The sequence below is a fragment of the Pseudomonas sp. NPDC086566 genome (assembly GCF_050280885.1).
GTDB classification, from domain to species: domain Bacteria; phylum Pseudomonadota; class Gammaproteobacteria; order Pseudomonadales; family Pseudomonadaceae; genus Aquipseudomonas; species Aquipseudomonas vlassakiae.
The window spans coordinates 186157-201065 of record NZ_JBNNWD010000009.1 but is presented as its reverse complement, the minus strand read 5'-3'; the positions used below and the strand labels follow the sequence as shown (position 1 = coordinate 201065).

Below are 14909 nucleotides of genomic sequence, written 5' to 3'. Positions count from 1 at the left end.
CACCTTGAACCCGTTGAAATTTTTTTTTGTTCAGGGGGTTGCAAGGCGAAAGGAATGCGGACATAATGGCGCCCATCGAAACGCAGCAAACCTTGAAAAGGTGCGGTGTTTCAAGGAGATAGCGAAGCGCAAGCTGCTAGATCCGAACTTTGAGGCCGAGTAGCAAAGTGGTTATGCTCCGGATTGCAAATCCGTCTACGCCGGTTCGATTCCGACCTCGGCCTCCACCATTCGAAAGCCCCGCAGATTAACGTCTGCGGGGTTTTTCTTTATGGGTCAAAAAAGCCAATGGCTCCGAAACTAAAGGCATGAAGTCCCGAAACCCAGCCTTTCGAGGCTTGGTGATGGCGCCGACGCGGGGTAAACGCGCCGGTGATTCCTTATTTCAGTGGCCCGGCAGCACGCTTGTCCTTCCGCATGGACAGCACTAGCCTGAAGGTGGGATCAATATTCCAATCTACGGATAGGAACGTTGCCCCGCTTGTACTGCTGATAGCCTGTATAGGGAAGGATGATTGTATCGGCAATACCCGATGCCGCCATGTCTACCAGAATAGGGAAGGGCGCCCAGTGCGCTCCCTTTCTTTGCGGTCCATTCAGGTTGCAGAACTGATAGGCAACACCGCTATACGCCCGGGTGATGGTGAAACAATCGGTTTGCCATTTCGCCAGGTCATCTACGGCCTTGGATTCGTCTGACACTGTTCTCACAGTCCCGCAGCCGTTCAGCAGCATGGCCAGCGCCACCCCCATCCATAGTTTTTTCATCAGGCAACTCCATTGGTGATGGCCGAATCATAGCGCATCTATTTCGGTGCCCGCCCGGTGCGGGCTTTTTTCGCCTGGAGAAAAATCCATGACAACACCTGCGCGTTCGCAACGGGTTACGGCCCGATAAATCTCGATTCCTTTTTGAACTGCATAGCCGCCAATGGCGCATGAGGCGGAGATCTCATATCGGATAGCAAATCCTTCTACGCCGGTTCGATCCCGACCTCGGCCTCCACCATTCGAAAACCCCGCAAATGAAAATCTGCGGGGTTTTTCATTTGCCCGGCATTTAGCCATGGCTAAGCGAAAGGTCGCTGATGATGCACACCGATCCATCATCGGCCGGCGTGGCATCGGTGTAGTCGACCTGGTTGTAGACCCCACCATGGAACTCGAACAAGTGGGTGTCCCAGGTGTCATCGAGTTGCAGTTCGCTCGTTGACTTGGAGACACCGTTGCACCTGGCGGTCACCTTGACCATGCCAGCAGAGGTGGCGTGGATGATCACGTCGAATTTCGTGCCGAGCGGCACACCCTGCAGCAGGGTGCTGTTCACCGGGTTGGTCTGGTTGTAAGACGTCCGGAAGCCGATGGTGATGTTGCCCTTGTTCCAGAACACCTTCACCGGTGGGCTGTCGTCCCCCCTGACGTGCATCTGGCTGATGACGACCTTTTGCGCCGAGTTGACTTTGGTCAGCGTCATTGTCTGACGATTCCAGTGGTCCGGGGCGCTGGCCAGCGTCCAGTTCTGGGTCTCCGACCACTCGCAACGTGTCCTATGGGTGCTCTTGCTTGAAGCCCCTTTGGTCGGTGCCGTGAATTGGACGGACCCGTCGCTTAGCACTTTCACCACGCTCGGGAACTCGGCGATGGCGACAGCACCATTGAGTTCAAGCGCGACGGGGTTCGTTGAAGAGACTGCTACGGGGGTAGTGATCGTTAGATTACTGATATTTACGGTCATAAATACTCCTGACGATAAAATCATTGGCCTGGCACGATTGCCATCCAACCGTGATGCGTTCCTCCGCATCCGGCTGGGCACTCGTGAATGCGCAGGCGGATGATTTGGACGTCACGTGACTGTATGTATATACAGTACATTCGAGTGGCCGTTTATCAACCCCCGCAAGCGTGTATAGCGAAATGACGGGTAAGCAAATGGCACAGACCTGCAGCTGGCAGCCTGCGCAAAGCCCGGCTCAAGGCCGGGCTTCACTCAGCTCATTCGGGCATTCATGATTTCGACTGCTGCGGTCAGCCAAAGGATGCGACAAGTTTCGGTACACATGTCAGGTACCCGGAAAAAGAAAACCCGCCAACCAGTGGCGGGTCCAAAGTAAGTACGGAGCAGGGTCAGATTGGCAAAGTGCTTGTCATAAACTCGTGAAGTTCACGTTGGTGGCGTGTCGACACCGTGATGAGCATAAAAAAAGCCCGCCATCGAGGCGGGCAACGAGCGTTTTGAAGGGAGAGATTTCAGGCTGAGGGCCGCTGATTAAGTCAGCATTAATGGCGCGCCATTGACCACGGCGAACGATGCGCCTATACAGGCGTGCCAGCATTCCAGGAGCCACCATGCGCGACGAAGACGACCTGCACGAACCCGAACATGATCATCTGCTCGATCACGAATTCCTTTATGAAGACTACGACCCTGAAGCGGACGCTCAAGGCGCCGAGGACGAAGTCGAGGAAGACGAGGCGCTGCTGGATGACCTCGATGACGAAGAGGGCGATCACCCAGCCTGGCACGACGACCTGGACGACTGAATCAGCGCCCGTCGACCGAGTAGCGCCCTGGGCCGCTGACTGCCAGTGCCAGCAGGCCGCCGCAGATGCTGAGGTTTTTCAGGAACTGAGTCATGTTGGCGGCGCGCTCCGGGTCGATCATGTTCCAGAAGGGATGACCAAGCAGCCCGGTGCCCAATACGAACAAGGCAAACAGAAAGGCCAACGGACGGGTGTAGAAGCCCAGGATCAGCAGGATGCCGACAATGAACTCCATGAACACCGCAACCGCTGCCGCGAGCATCGGCGCAGGGGCGCCCAGCGAGGTCATGTAGCCGACCGTGCCTTCAAAACCTGTGAGCTTGGCCCAACCGGACAGCACGAAAAGGATCATGAGCAGCACGCGAGCGATCAGCAGCATGATGTCGCGTTGACCATCGAACAAGGAGTAGCGCATGGCGGCATACCGGTGAGAGGGGACAAGCTCCACTCTAGCAGTTGCGCGAAGGATTGCTGGCAGGCAGCAAAAAGGCGCCGCAAGGGCGCCTTTTCAAAGGAGTTTGGTGCGAGTGGCGGGACTCGAACCCGCAAGGCTCACGCCGACAGATTTTAAGTCTGCTGTGTATACCAATTCCACCACACTCGCACGCTTGAAAGGGTCGTGACGACCGGCGCGCTTCTAGGCAGAAGGGCCTGACAATCAAGTGCGCTTTATAACCCATTGTTATAGTTGAGTCAAACGCAGCGCCTATGATCAAAGAGTGAAGGAGTCGATCGAAAGGGCAATTGACACCTTGCTGTCATTACGCCACTGTTGCCCACTTCATTGGATCCAATGAGTGTGACGCCATGTCCCAGGCCACTCCTTCGGTTCTTCCCGGGCGTGCAGTCCGCCCCCGGTTGTTCTGGCGCCTGCTGTTCGCACAGGTATTGCTGCTGGGCGCTTTTCTGTACCTCAGCCTGGTCACCCTCGGTGGCTACCTCCTGCTACTGGGCTTCGATACCGAGCAACAGCAACCGCAGCGCTTGATGGCGTTGGCAGGCGGCGGCCTGATCCTGCTGGTGGGCCTGTGGCTGTTGAAGGTGGCGATGCCGAGGCGCATCAGCCTGGTCATGGTAGAACCCGAGCGCTGATAATCTGTTACAGCGCGAGCTGTTGCAGAAGGGTACGCTTGGCTAAGCTAATCAGGCCCCCCTGCTGTGCCTGTGGAGTATGCATGGTTTCAGCCGACTGTATCGATCACCCGGTCATGCCCGCCAGCCGCTATGAGCAACTGGTGCAATCCGTGGTGGATTACGCCATCTACATGCTCGACCCCAGCGGCCATGTAGTGTCCTGGAATGCCGGCGCGCAACGGATCAAGGGCTACCGCGCCGAAGAAGTCATAGGCCGGCATTTCTCGGTGTTCTTCACGCCTCAGGATTGTGCCGAAGGGCGCCCGGAGCGCCTGCTGAAAATGGCCCTGGAGCAGGGCGTGGCGCAGGACGAGGGCTGGCGCGTGCGCAAGGACGGCACGCAATTCTGGGCCTTGGCTGCGCTCGATGTGATCCGCGACGAGCAGGGGCAGATCATCGGCCTGGCCAAGGTCACCCGTGATATCACCGACCGGCGCGAATCGGCGCTGCAGCTCGACGCCGTGCGCGCCCAGTTGTTCCAGGCGCAGAAGCTCGAAGCGCTGGGCCAGCTCACTGGCGGCCTGGCGCATGACTTCAACAACCTGCTGACCATCATCATCAGCTCGGCGCGCCTGGCCCAGGCCAGCCAGGACCCGGCGCGGGTGCAACGCATGCTCGAGCATATCCTCGATGCCGGGCAGCGCGGTACCGAGCTGACCCAGCAGTTGCTCAGTTTTGCCCGCCACCGGCAACTCGATGTGTCTTTGATCGCCCCGGCCAAGCTGCTGGATGCCACGCGTGGCCTGCTGGAGCATGCGCTGCCGCGTGAGATCGAGTTGCAAGAGTACGTGCAGCCCGATCTGCCGCTGATCGAGGTGGATGCCGGCCAGCTGCAGATGGTGCTGCTGAATCTGCTGTTCAATGCGCGCGATGCGATTGGCGAGCGGGGCACGATCGACCTGGCGGTGCTCACGGTCGAACTGGCAGGGGAAGTCGAAGGGCTGCATGGCACGTTCGTGTGCTTCGAAGTGAACGACACGGGTGAGGGTATCGACCCGCTGGTGCTGCCGCGTATCTTCGAGCCGTTCTTCACCACCAAGGCTTTCGGCAAGGGCACCGGCCTTGGCCTCAGCCAGGTCTACGGGTTCGCCAAGCAGAGCAATGGCGCCATCCGCGTCGACAGCACGCTCGGCCAGGGCACGTGCATGCGCTTGTATCTGCCAGCCTATCAGCCCGACGCGCGGGCACAATCCGACAGGTAGCCACCATGGTTCAGGCACTCAAACGGCTGGTCACGGGGATCGAAGGGCTCGATGCCTTGCTCAAAGGCGGCCTGGTTGCCGGCGCGTCCTATATCGTTCAAGGCCCGCCCGGTGCGGGCAAGACCATCCTGGCCAACCAGTTGGCCTGCGGCCACGTGCGGGGTGGTGGCAAGGTGCTGGTGGCGACGTTGCTCAGCGAATCCCATGAGCGCTTGTTCCAGTACCTGGCAACGCTCGAATTCTTCGACCCAGGCATGGTGGGTGACCAGATCCAGTTCGTCAGCGCCTTCGACGCCCTTGAACAAGAGGGGCTCGATGCGGTGGTCCGGTTGCTGCGCCAGGAAATCGGCAAGCAGCAGGCGAGCCTGCTGATCGTCGATGGCGTGCTCAATGCCCGGGTGCGTGCGGAAACGGCGCTGGATACCAAGAAGTTCGTTTCGGAGCTGCAGGGGCATGCGGCCTTCGCCGGTTGTACCGTGTTGCTGCTGACCAGTGCCCGGCTGGATGACAACAGTCCGGAACACACCATGGTCGATGGCGTGATCGAGTTGGGCGAGCAATTGATCGGTAGCCGCGCGGTGCGCCATGTGCAGTTGCGCAAGACGCGGGGCAGCGGGGCGTTGTCCGGGCGCCACGAGTGCCTGATCGATGAGGCCGGGATGCATGTCTACCCGCGCCTGGAGGCGCTTTACAGCCACCCAAGCCAGCTGGGCTCCGCCTCCTTGAACCGGGTGTCCACAGGTGTCGAGACGTTGGACGAAATGCTGGGAGGGGGGCTGACGCTGGGCTCGGTCAGCCTGCTGATGGGCCCCTCGGGGATTGGCAAAACCTCGATTGGCCTGGCTTTTCTGGCCGCAGGCAGCGTGGAGCAGCCGGCACTGCACTTCGGGTTTTACGAAACGCCTGCCCGCTTACGCCTGAAGGCTGCGGCACTGGGCTACGACTTTGCCGCCCTCGAGCGTTCCGGCGCCTTGCAGCTGAGCTGGCAACCGACCACCGAAGGCCTGCTGGACCAGGTGGGGGCTCGTCTGCTCAAAAAAGTGGAGCAGCACGGCAGCAAGCGTGTGTTGATCGACAGCCTGGGCGCGTTCAGCCGGCTGGCGGTCGACCCGGCGCGGCTCAATGCGTTCTTCCGGGCGTTGGCGGGTGAGTTGCGGGCACGGGATGTCAGCGTCATGCTCACCTGGGAGATGCGGGATATTTTCGGATCGGAAATCACCGCCCCGGCGCCGGACCTGTCGAGTATCGTCGACAACCTGATGCTGATGCGTTTCGTCGAGCTGGATTCCCGGCTGCGACGCATGCTGTCGATCTTGAAGGTGCGCGACAGCCACCACGACCCGGCGCTGCACGAACTGCGCATCGGCCCGCAAGGTATCAATCTGCGCAAGGCGTTCGAAGGCGCCACAGGCGTGCTCTCGGGTACGCCGGTCGCGCAAGGGGGTGGCTGACGGAGCCTGTCGATGAACACCATCCTGATCGTCGATGACGAATACCTGATCGCCGATATCCTCGGCTTTGCCCTGGAGGATGAAGGTTTTCTGGTGGAAAAGGCGAGCAACGGGCGCAAGGCCCTGGAGGCGTTGCAGGAAAAGCGCGTGGAGCTGGTAATCACCGACTACATGATGCCAGTGCTCGACGGTGGGGAACTGGCGCGGGCTATCCGCGACGAACTGGGGCTCAATGACCTGCCGGTGATTCTCATGAGCGGCGCGCAGGCCAGCAAGGCCGACCCCAGGCTGTTCGCTGCGGTCTTCGACAAGCCGTTCGACATGGACAAGATGATCGCCAAGGTGCGCGAGCTGCTCGGCACCTGAGGTTCAGGTTGTGGCTTGTGCCAGCCGGTCAAGCGCGTCCGTGCGGCTTGAAACGAGGCTCGGTTCAGTGTTGGTCGTCGTGCTTTTCCGGCGCCGGGCTGCCGGCCTGGATGCGCTTGAAGATCTCTTCCCGGTGCACCTGGACATCTTTTGGTGCATCGATGCCAATCCTCACCTGCATCCCTTTAACGCCCAGAATGGTGACTTTGATGTCATCGTTGATGACGATACTTTCGCCAACCTTACGGGTGAGTATCAGCATGTAGTTCTCCTTGGTAATGTCGAAATCCGTCGGGCCATTGGACCGCAACGGTGGGAGCTGGTCCCTCTTCCTTCTCATTAAAGACGCTTTCGGCGGATAGTAATTCCCCGGAAGACAAATTCTGTTGCATGTCTTTAGTTGCAGGTGCCGAAGAAAATGCTGCATAGCAGGTCGGCGAGGTGCTCGACGGCAAGAATAGGGGGCTTCGGGCTTTATGGGAAATTTCCGTGCATGATGGGCCGGATAGTTCCGCTCAATCATCGTCTTTGCTTTCCAGTGCCTGAAGAAACAGCAGCAAAGCCACTTCTTCGGCATCCAGCCCCTTGCGCACCCGGCGCCCGGGCAGGTCGGCGAGGCGCCCGAGGGCGTAGTGCTCGAGTACGGCCGGGTGGATATAGCAGCGCCTGCACACTGCCGGGGTATTGCCCAGGCGTGCGGCTACCTGCTTGACGATGGCCGCAACCTGGCGTTTGGCTTCACTCTCAGGCTCCCAGGCCAGTGGCCGCAGCAGGCTAAGCGCCAGGCTGCTGCCGGCCCAGGTGCGGTAGTCCTTGGCAGTGAAGTCGGCGCCGGTGAGTTGCTGCAGAAACTGGTTGACCTCGCTGGAGCCGATGCTGTGCCGCTGGCCGTTCTCGTCCAGATATTGGAACAGTGCCTGCCCTGGCAGCTCCATGCAACGCTTGAGCAGGTTGGCCAGGCGCCGGTCGCGCAGCGTGACATTGTGCTCGACACCGCGCTTGCCGCGGAACTGGAAGCGTACGGTGCTGCCCTGCACCTGGACGTGGCGGTTGCGCAGGGTGGTGAGGCCGTAGGACTGATTGTCGCGCAGGTAGCGCTCGTTGCCGATGCGGATCAGCGTGTGATCGAGCAGGCTCACCACCAGTGCCATGACCTTTTCCCGGTCCAGGCCCGGCCGGGCCAGGTGCGTTTCCAGTTGTGCGCGCAGTTTCGGCAGGGCCTGGGCAAAGGCCAGCATGCGCCCGTACTTGTGCTGGTCGCGCAGTTCGCGCCACTGGGCGTGGTAGCGGTACTGCTTGCGGCCGCGGGCATCGCGGCCGGTGGCCTGCAGGTGCCCTTGCGGGTCGGCGCAGATCCACACATCGGTATAGGCCGGTGGGATCACCAGGGCGGCGATGCGGGCCAGGGTTGCTTCATCGCGGATGCGCTGCCCTTGGGCATCGAGGTAAATGAAACGGTCGCGCCAGCGGCGCCGGGTCAGGCCCGGCTGGCTGTCGTCGACATAGTGCAGGCTGGGGGGCAGGGGGCAGTCGAGCATCGGCGGCGGGCCTCGATCAGGTCACTGATCAATGGACAACGGCCGCTTCGATGATGCTCAACCCAGCAGTGCCACCGACTTGATCTGCGCGAACAGCGCCTGGCCTGTGTGCAGGCCGAGCTGGTCTGCCGAGAACCGGGTGATGCGCGCCAGCAAGGCGTTGCCGCCGGCATCCAGGCTCACCAGCACATGCGCCGGGTTGTCTGCCGGGCGCGTTTCGCGCACCCGCACCGCCAGCCGGTTGAGAATGCTCGAGGTGCTGTCGGCGCCCAGTGCCAGGCTCACGTCCCTGGCCTGGACTTTGATCCGCAACGTGCTGCCCAGGCTGTGCGCCGGGTGGGCGATACGCAGCAACGGCGCTTCATGGCCGGGCAGGCGCAGGTCGAGAAGGCCGTAGTGCGGATCGTGGCCGACCACGGTGCCCTCGAAGACCACCCCGGCATCCTCACCCTGGGCCAGTGACAGGTCGAGGCGGGCCAAGGTCTCGCCGATCGGCCCGCTGGCCATGGCCCGGCCTTGTTCCAGCAGCACCAGGTGGTCGGCCAGGCGCGCCACTTCGTCCTGGGCATGGCTGACGTACACCAGCGGGATATCCAGCTCGTCGTGCAGGCGTTCCAGGTACGGCAGGATTTCACGCTTGCGTGGCCCGTCGAGTGCGGCCAGCGGTTCGTCCATCAACAGCAGCCGCGGGCTGCTGAGCAGTGCGCGGGCTATGCCGACCCGCTGCGCCTCGCCACCTGACAAGGTGGCCGGCTTGCGTTCGAGCAGGTGGCCGATGCCCAGCAACTCGCTCGCTTGTTCCAGGCTGACCTTGCGCTCGGCAGGGGCGATGCGCCGCCAGCCGAATTCCAGGTTACCGCGCACCGACAGATGCGGGAACAGGCTGGCCTCCTGGAACACATAGCCCACCGGGCGCAGGTGCGCAGCCAGGAAGTGGCTGCGGCTGCTGTCTTGCCAAACCTCGCCGTTGACCTCGATGTAGGCACTGGCTGCCCGCTCAAGCCCGGCCAGGCAGCGCAGGCACGTCGTCTTGCCTGAGCCGGAGTGGCCGAATAGCGCGCTGATGCCGCGACCGGGAAGGTTTAGGTCGACGTCCAGGGTGAAGCCGTCACGCGCCAGCTTCAGCCGCGCCACAATCGATCCGCTCATTTCAGCTCCAGCCAGCCTTGCTGCGGCGCCCGCTGTAGAGCAGGAGCAGTACCAGGAACGAGAACACCAGCATGGCACCGGCCAGCCAATGGGCTTGCGAATATTCCATGGCCTCGACGTGATCGAATATCTGCACCGACACCACGCGCGTCTTGTCAGGGATGTTGCCACCGATCATCAGCACCACGCCGAACTCGCCCACGGTATGGGCAAAGCCGAGGATGCTGGCGGTGATGAAGCCGGGACGGGCCAGCGGCAGCACCACATGGACGAAGGTGTCCCAAGGGCTGGCGCGCAGGGTCGCGGCCACTTCCAGCGGGCGCTCGCCGATGGCGGCGAAGGCATTTTGCAGCGGCTGCACTACGAAAGGCATGGAGTATACCGTCGAGCCGATCACCAGGCCGGTGAAGCTGAACACCACGGTACCCAGGCCCAATGCCTGGGTAGCCTGGCCGAGCCAGCCATGCGGGCCGAGGGCGAGCAGCAAGTAGAAACCGATGACCGTTGGCGGCAGCACCAGGGGCAGCGCCACCACCGCGCCCACCGGCCCGCGCAGCCACGAGCGCGTGCGCGCCAACCACCAGGCGACGGGCGTGCCAATGATCAGTAGGATCAGCGTGGTCAGGCTGGCCAGTTTGAGTGTCAGCCAGACCGCGCCGAAGTCACTGGCGTCCAGCGGCATCAGATTTCATAACCGTAGGACTTGATCACCGCAGCGGCTTTCGGGCCTTTCAGGTAGTCGACCAGGGCTTTGGCAGCCGGGTTGTCCTTGCCTTTGTTGAGGATGACTGCGTCCTGCAGGATCGGCTCGTGCAGGTTGGCCGGGACGATCCAGGCCGAACCGCTTTCGACCTTGCCATCCTTGTAGATCTGCGACAGGGCGACGAAGCCCAGTTCGGCGTTGCCGGTGGAGACGAACTGGTAGGCCTGGGTGATGTTCTGGCCTTCGACGATCTTGGCCTTGGTGGCCTCGGTCAACTTCAGCTTGTCCAGCACCTGAGTGGCAGCCAGGCCGTAAGGCGCGGCTTTCGGGTTGGCGATGGACAGGTGCTGGAACTGGTTGTTCTTCAGCACCTCACCCTTGTCATCCACGTAGCCCGGCTTGGCCGACCACAGCGCCAGGGTGCCGGTGGCATAGGTGAAGCGCGAGCCCGGGACGATTTCCTTTTCCGCCTCCAGCTTCTTCGGGGTGCTGTCGTCGGCGGCGAGGAACACTTCGAACGGCGCGCCGTTCTTGATCTGCGCGTAGAACTGCCCGGTGGCGCCATAAGCGGCGACCAGTTTGTGGCCGGTGTCTTTCTCGAAGTCCCTGGCGATGGACTGGATCGGCGCGGTGAAATTCGCCGCGACAGCTACCTGCACCTCGTCGGCCCAGGCGCTGTTGAGGGTGACCAGGCTGGCCAGGCAGGTGGCGGCCAAGTGGGACAGGCAGATACGCATGAAGACAGTTCCTTGGAGTGGTTATCGTTATGGTGTGAACTATATAGCGATAGGCCATTCGACTGGAAGGGGCTGGAAGAAGGGTTATAGCCTGGGAGAATTTTGGCTGTCAGTGCCGGCCTCTTCGCGGGCACTGATTCAAGATCCTATTGCTTGATCTGCGCCAAGGCCTTGTCAGCAATCTGCCGGGTCAGCTGCTCAGCCGGCATGTGCCGGCCCAGGCGCAGCGCCTGCCCTGACCACAGGTTGCTGAAATCGCTGTTGCCTTGCGCATCGGTAATTGCCCGCAGTGGCATCAATGCACCACCGGCCAACGGGAAGCGCGGCGCCAGTTCGCTCATCGGCCCCAGCTCACGCATGATGCGGTTGTTGATGCCACGTGCCGGGCGCCCGGTGAACAGGTTGGTCAACGCGGTGTCGCTGGCCGCTGCGGTGTCCAGTGCGCGGCGGTGCGCAGGGGAGACCTTGGCCTCCGGGCAGAACAGGTAGGCAGTGCCGATCTGCACGGCGCTGGCGCCCAATGCCAGGGCCGCCACCAGGCCGCGGTGGTCGCCAATGCCGCCGGCAGCGATCACCGGCAAGCGCACGGCATCGGCAATCTGCGGCACCAGGGCGAAGGTGCCGATCTGGCTGGTGAGATCGTCGCTGAGGAACATGCCGCGGTGGCCGCCGGCTTCATAGCCCATGGCGATGATCGCATCGCAGCCATTGGCTTCGAGCCACTGCGCTTCTTCCACCGTGGTGGCGCTGGACAGCACCTTGGCACCCGTGGCCTTGACCCGCTGCAGCAGTGCCGAGTGCGGCAAGCCGAAGTGGAAACTCACCACCTCCGGGCGCAGTTGCTCGACCAATAGGCAGCTCTGTTCATCGAAGGGGGCGCGATTGGAAACAGGCGTGGGCGCATCGAAGTCGGCACCGACTTCGGCGTAGTACGCTTTCAGGGCCTGTTTCCAGCGGGCGTCGCGCTCGGGGTCGGGCGCTGGCGGCTGGTGGCAGAAGAAGTTCAGGTTCAGCGGCTGCCCAGGGCAGGCCATGCGGAAGGCCTCGATCTCGCTACGCACCTGCTCGCCCGTGAGCATGGCGCAGGGCAGGGCACCCAGGCCGCCAGCCCTGGCCACGGCAATGGCCATGGCCGAACCCGTGGCACCGGCCATCGGCGCTTGAAGAATGGGCAACTCGATGCCCAGCAGATCGAGGATACGACGGTCGGGCCAGGTGCTCATGCGCTTCTCCTTGTCGCCGCTGCCTTACAGTGCCTTGCTCACCTGGATGTCGCTGATCTTTTCGGCGTCTTCGCCGTGGATCTTGCGCAGGGCTTGCAGGGCCTGTTCGTGCGAGGCGTCGGTCATCACTGCGAAGTCCCAGCGGCGCTGGCCGTCGAGCTTGTACTTGATGACGTATTTGATGTTCTGGGTCATGGCGGGCCTTATCCGAGTTTCGACGACGAGCGGCGGATGATCTTGATCTTGTGGGTCAGGGTCGGTTTGCGCGTTACCGAGATCGGCCGGGTGGTCACCGTATCGATGGTGATGTTCCAGAAACCGGTGCTGGGCACGGTGATCCTGGCCGGGAAGCGATCGAAGTGGCCACCATGGTAGGTGTGCCGGCCGCCGTTCTTGAAGCTGCGGAAGTTGGCGTCGTTCATCAGGCGGATGTTGCAGCGCTGGGAGCACTCGATGACGACGATGTCGTCCTCGTTCAGGTGCTCGCGCTGGTGTACGAATTTCATGGGGTGCTCCGCAAGGATTGGTTCTGCAAAGGCGAAAGATACCACGATGTCGGCTTGCGCTGCCGCGCATGATGGCCGCTGGCAGATAAAACGGCCAAAGCGGGGAGCAAAACCGCCTCGCTGTTGTCCCACGCTCTCTTGTCATTCGAGGTGCGGCAAATGAAGTGGACGGTGGCGGCGTTGTTCCTGGCGCTGGGTGGGTGTGTCAGTGTGTCGGAACTTGAGCAATCCCATGAAACCATGGATGTAATGTCCGGCAAGACGCCGCGCGAGTATGCCGATTGCATCAAGGCGCATCTGGCCAAGAGCCGCGACCCGCTGGTAGAGGAGCAGCGCGACGACGGCCTGCGTCTGATCGTGCCGCAAAAGCTCACGGCAGGTGCCGGGCCGGCAGCCTTACTCGACATCCATAAGCGGGGCAGCGGCAGCAGCATCAAACTGCATGAGCGTCTGAACAACTTCCCGCTGCGCCCGGGTGATGTACGCGAGGCAACGACCGAGTGCATCTCGGGGAGTTGATCTGGCTCAACGGATCGGCGCATAGCAGGCCATTTGCCAGCCGGTGATCGGCTGGGGCGTTGTTGCGAATTCCCTTACAGGGCTAGTATCCATTTGCTTATGTTTTTTAAGCCTAAGCTTATAACAAAAGAAATGGAGATTCGTGATGACACCGTTGAGTCGCGTCGTGATCGGCAGCCTGCTGATCCTGGCCTGGCCCGCGGCGCATGCCGCCGATGGCCAGAAAGTCTTTACCCAGGGCGGTGCCAACCCCGCCGCCATGGCCTGCCTGGGCTGCCATGGCCCGGACGGAAAGGGCATGGCCGCCGCAGGGTTCCCCCGCCTGGCTGGCCTGCCGGCCGGTTACCTGAGCAAACAGCTGCACGACTGGCGCAGTGGCAGCCGCCAGCAGCCGGTCATGGCGCCGTTGGCCAAAGCCCTGAGCATCGATGAGATCGAGGCCGTCAGCCATTACCTGGCCGCGCTGCCCAGTGATCCTGCCCCGGACTGGCGTCGCCAGCAGATGGCGAGCAACCCCACTGAACGCCTGGCCCTCTACGGCGACTGGAGCCGACAGATCCCCGGCTGTGTGCAGTGCCACGGCCCAGGCGGCAGCGGGGTCGGCGAGCACTTCCCGCCGCTGGCCGGGCAGCCTGCGGCGTACCTGATGGCGCAGCTCAACGGCTGGCGCGACGGCAGCCGCAGCAATGACCCCAACCAGTTGATGGCCGGCGTGGCCAAGGCCATGACCGACGCCGAAGTCAAGGCGATTGCCGAGTACTTCGCCCATCCCGCCAGCCCGGAGGTCAAGCCATGAAACCCTTTATGCCAACATTACTGCTGCTGGCCACGGGCGCTGCCTTTGCCAATCAAGCGCCGATCGCCATGGAAGACCAGTCGCAACTGAAAGTCCCCGGTGTCCAGGCCGCGCCACAATTCGCCCCGCCCGCCGAAAGCGAGTTGCCGGACAATGCATTCGGCAAAATGGTCCGCGAGGGCCACGCACTGTTCGTCGATACTCGCCGGTTGATGCCCGAGGCGGTGGGCAATGGCATGAACTGCAGTAATTGCCACCTCGACCAGGGCCGCCTGGCGCATTCCGCGCCGCTGTGGGGCGCTTATCCGATGTACCCGGCCTACCGCAAGAAGAACGACAAGGTGAACACCTTCGCCGAGCGCATCCAGGGTTGCTTCCAGTTCAGCATGAACGGCAAGCCGCCGGCCGCCGACAGCCCGCAGATGACGGCGCTTGCCGTCTATTCGTACTGGCTATCGACCCAGGCGCCCACCGGCGTGGAAATCGCCGGTCGCGGTTACCCCGAGGTGCCGCAGCCAAAAGGTGGCTATGACTTCAAGCGGGGCCAGCAGGTCTACCGCGAGCAGTGCGCCATTTGTCACGGTGACAACGGTGAGGGGCAGAAGGTCGCCGGTGACTACGTGATGCCACCCCTCTGGGGCAAGGACTCCTACAACTGGGGCGCCGGCATGCACCGGATCAATACCGCGGCATCGTTCATCAAGTACAACATGCCACTGGGCAAGCCGGGCAGCCTGAGCGATCAGCAGGCCTGGGATGTGGCCGCCTGGGTCAACCGCCACGAGCGCCCCCAGGACCCTCGCCTGGTGGAGGGTTCCATCGAAAAGACACGGCTGAAGTTCCATGCCAACGACGGCGTCAACCTGTACGGCCAGCAGGTCGACGGGGTGCTGATCGGGCAGGGCACAGGCAGTTGAGCAGGCGTCGTGCCGGCCCTTTCGCGGCTGCCCCGAAGGGGCCGGATGACGGGATTTTCACGAACTTTTTGGAACTATCTACACTGGGTTATCTCTATCATGGCAACGGTCGTCGCAGGCAGGG

Annotated in this window: 19 protein-coding genes, 2 tRNA genes and 1 pseudogene; 10 read left to right on the top strand and 12 right to left on the bottom strand. The window is 62.1% G+C overall.

Annotation, left to right across the window (positions count from 1 at the left end; genetic code table 11):
* The first annotated feature begins 153 nt into the window (after positions 1-153).
* A tRNA-Cys gene (locus tag ACQKPS_RS21435) sits at positions 154-227 on the top strand.
* Positions 228-444: 217 nt separating this feature from the next.
* Here the strand turns inward: ACQKPS_RS21435 and ACQKPS_RS21430 are convergent.
* Entirely contained in the window at positions 445-768 is a 324-nt protein-coding gene (locus tag ACQKPS_RS21430) for a YceK/YidQ family lipoprotein (protein WP_254484914.1), read from the bottom strand.
* Between the two features lie 292 nt (positions 769-1060).
* The gene (locus tag ACQKPS_RS21425) at positions 1061-1735 is read right to left on the bottom strand and encodes a polysaccharide lyase family 7 protein (protein ID WP_313201914.1); all 675 of its coding nucleotides are present in this window, start codon (positions 1733-1735) and stop codon (positions 1061-1063) included.
* A gap of 614 nt (positions 1736-2349) precedes the next feature.
* Here ACQKPS_RS21425 and ACQKPS_RS21420 point away from each other — a divergent pair.
* Positions 2350-2544, top strand: a complete 195-nt coding sequence (locus ACQKPS_RS21420) for a hypothetical protein (protein ID WP_283724368.1) — start codon at positions 2350-2352, stop codon at positions 2542-2544.
* Between the two features lies 1 nt (position 2545).
* Here the strand turns inward: ACQKPS_RS21420 and ACQKPS_RS21415 are convergent, their stop codons facing one another.
* A complete protein-coding gene (locus tag ACQKPS_RS21415; RefSeq protein WP_099815855.1) occupies positions 2546-2959 on the bottom strand; it encodes a DoxX family protein in 414 nt (137 codons plus the stop codon).
* A 104-nt stretch (positions 2960-3063) separates the two neighbouring features.
* Positions 3064-3148, bottom strand: a tRNA-Leu gene (locus tag ACQKPS_RS21410).
* A 203-nt stretch (positions 3149-3351) separates the two neighbouring features.
* Here ACQKPS_RS21410 and ACQKPS_RS21405 point away from each other — a divergent pair.
* From ACQKPS_RS21405 to ACQKPS_RS21385, 5 genes and pseudogenes are all read left to right on the top strand, one after another.
* Complete coding sequence (locus ACQKPS_RS21405) at positions 3352-3636, top strand: hypothetical protein (RefSeq protein ID WP_254484923.1); 285 nt, start codon at positions 3352-3354, stop codon at positions 3634-3636.
* An 83-nt stretch (positions 3637-3719) separates the two neighbouring features.
* Positions 3720-4355: pseudogene (locus ACQKPS_RS21400) on the top strand (PAS domain S-box protein); the annotation flags it as partial.
* Between the two features lie 159 nt (positions 4356-4514).
* Positions 4515-4880: an ATP-binding protein gene (locus ACQKPS_RS21395; RefSeq protein WP_409519868.1), complete on the top strand. Its 366-nt coding sequence runs from the start codon at positions 4515-4517 to the stop codon at positions 4878-4880.
* 5 nt (positions 4881-4885) lie between these two features.
* Positions 4886-6331 carry an ATPase domain-containing protein gene (locus ACQKPS_RS21390; RefSeq protein ID WP_427605575.1) on the top strand — a complete coding sequence of 482 codons (1446 nt, stop codon included), beginning with the start codon at positions 4886-4888 and terminating at the stop codon, positions 6329-6331.
* A 12-nt stretch (positions 6332-6343) separates the two neighbouring features.
* On the top strand, positions 6344-6697 hold the full coding sequence (locus tag ACQKPS_RS21385; protein WP_054884940.1) for a response regulator: 354 nt from the start codon (positions 6344-6346) through the stop codon (positions 6695-6697).
* 64 nt (positions 6698-6761) lie between these two features.
* Here the strand turns inward: ACQKPS_RS21385 and csrA are convergent, their stop codons facing one another.
* The 8 genes from csrA to ACQKPS_RS21345 form a co-directional block, all read right to left on the bottom strand.
* Entirely contained in the window at positions 6762-6959 is a 198-nt protein-coding gene (csrA, locus tag ACQKPS_RS21380) for a carbon storage regulator CsrA (protein WP_012315047.1), read from the bottom strand.
* 253 nt (positions 6960-7212) lie between these two features.
* Positions 7213-8235 carry a DNA topoisomerase IB gene (locus ACQKPS_RS21375; protein ID WP_254484929.1) on the bottom strand — a complete coding sequence of 341 codons (1023 nt, stop codon included), beginning with the start codon at positions 8233-8235 and terminating at the stop codon, positions 7213-7215.
* A gap of 57 nt (positions 8236-8292) precedes the next feature.
* Positions 8293-9384 (bottom strand): molybdenum ABC transporter ATP-binding protein, encoded by a 1092-nt coding sequence (modC, locus tag ACQKPS_RS21370; protein WP_283724365.1) that lies wholly within the window; start codon positions 9382-9384, stop codon positions 8293-8295.
* A 1-nt stretch (position 9385) separates the two neighbouring features.
* Positions 9386-10066 carry a molybdate ABC transporter permease subunit gene (modB, locus tag ACQKPS_RS21365; protein ID WP_283724364.1) on the bottom strand — a complete coding sequence of 227 codons (681 nt, stop codon included), beginning with the start codon at positions 10064-10066 and terminating at the stop codon, positions 9386-9388.
* Entirely contained in the window at positions 10066-10824 is a 759-nt protein-coding gene (modA, locus tag ACQKPS_RS21360) for a molybdate ABC transporter substrate-binding protein (protein ID WP_427605574.1), read from the bottom strand. Before modA ends, modB begins: the two co-directional genes overlap by 1 nt.
* A gap of 146 nt (positions 10825-10970) precedes the next feature.
* Entirely contained in the window at positions 10971-12047 is a 1077-nt protein-coding gene (locus ACQKPS_RS21355; protein ID WP_427605573.1) for an NAD(P)H-dependent flavin oxidoreductase, read from the bottom strand.
* 24 nt (positions 12048-12071) lie between these two features.
* On the bottom strand, positions 12072-12242 hold the full coding sequence (locus tag ACQKPS_RS21350; protein ID WP_254484936.1) for a hypothetical protein: 171 nt from the start codon (positions 12240-12242) through the stop codon (positions 12072-12074).
* A gap of 8 nt (positions 12243-12250) precedes the next feature.
* Positions 12251-12553 (bottom strand): DUF1883 domain-containing protein, encoded by a 303-nt coding sequence (locus ACQKPS_RS21345; protein WP_254484937.1) that lies wholly within the window; start codon positions 12551-12553, stop codon positions 12251-12253.
* 159 nt (positions 12554-12712) lie between these two features.
* Here ACQKPS_RS21345 and ACQKPS_RS21340 point away from each other — a divergent pair, with 159 nt between their 5' ends.
* The 3 genes from ACQKPS_RS21340 to ACQKPS_RS21330 all read left to right on the top strand — a co-directional run bounded on the left by ACQKPS_RS21340 (position 12713) and on the right by ACQKPS_RS21330 (position 14785).
* Positions 12713-13072, top strand: coding sequence for a hypothetical protein (locus ACQKPS_RS21340; protein ID WP_254484938.1), 360 nt, complete (start codon positions 12713-12715; stop codon positions 13070-13072).
* A gap of 145 nt (positions 13073-13217) precedes the next feature.
* Entirely contained in the window at positions 13218-13868 is a 651-nt protein-coding gene (locus tag ACQKPS_RS21335; RefSeq protein ID WP_427605572.1) for a c-type cytochrome, read from the top strand.
* Positions 13865-14785 (top strand): c-type cytochrome, encoded by a 921-nt coding sequence (locus ACQKPS_RS21330; protein WP_427605571.1) that lies wholly within the window; start codon positions 13865-13867, stop codon positions 14783-14785. The genes ACQKPS_RS21335 and ACQKPS_RS21330 overlap by 4 nt, the downstream gene beginning before the upstream one ends.
* The last annotated feature ends 124 nt before the right edge of the window (positions 14786-14909 follow it).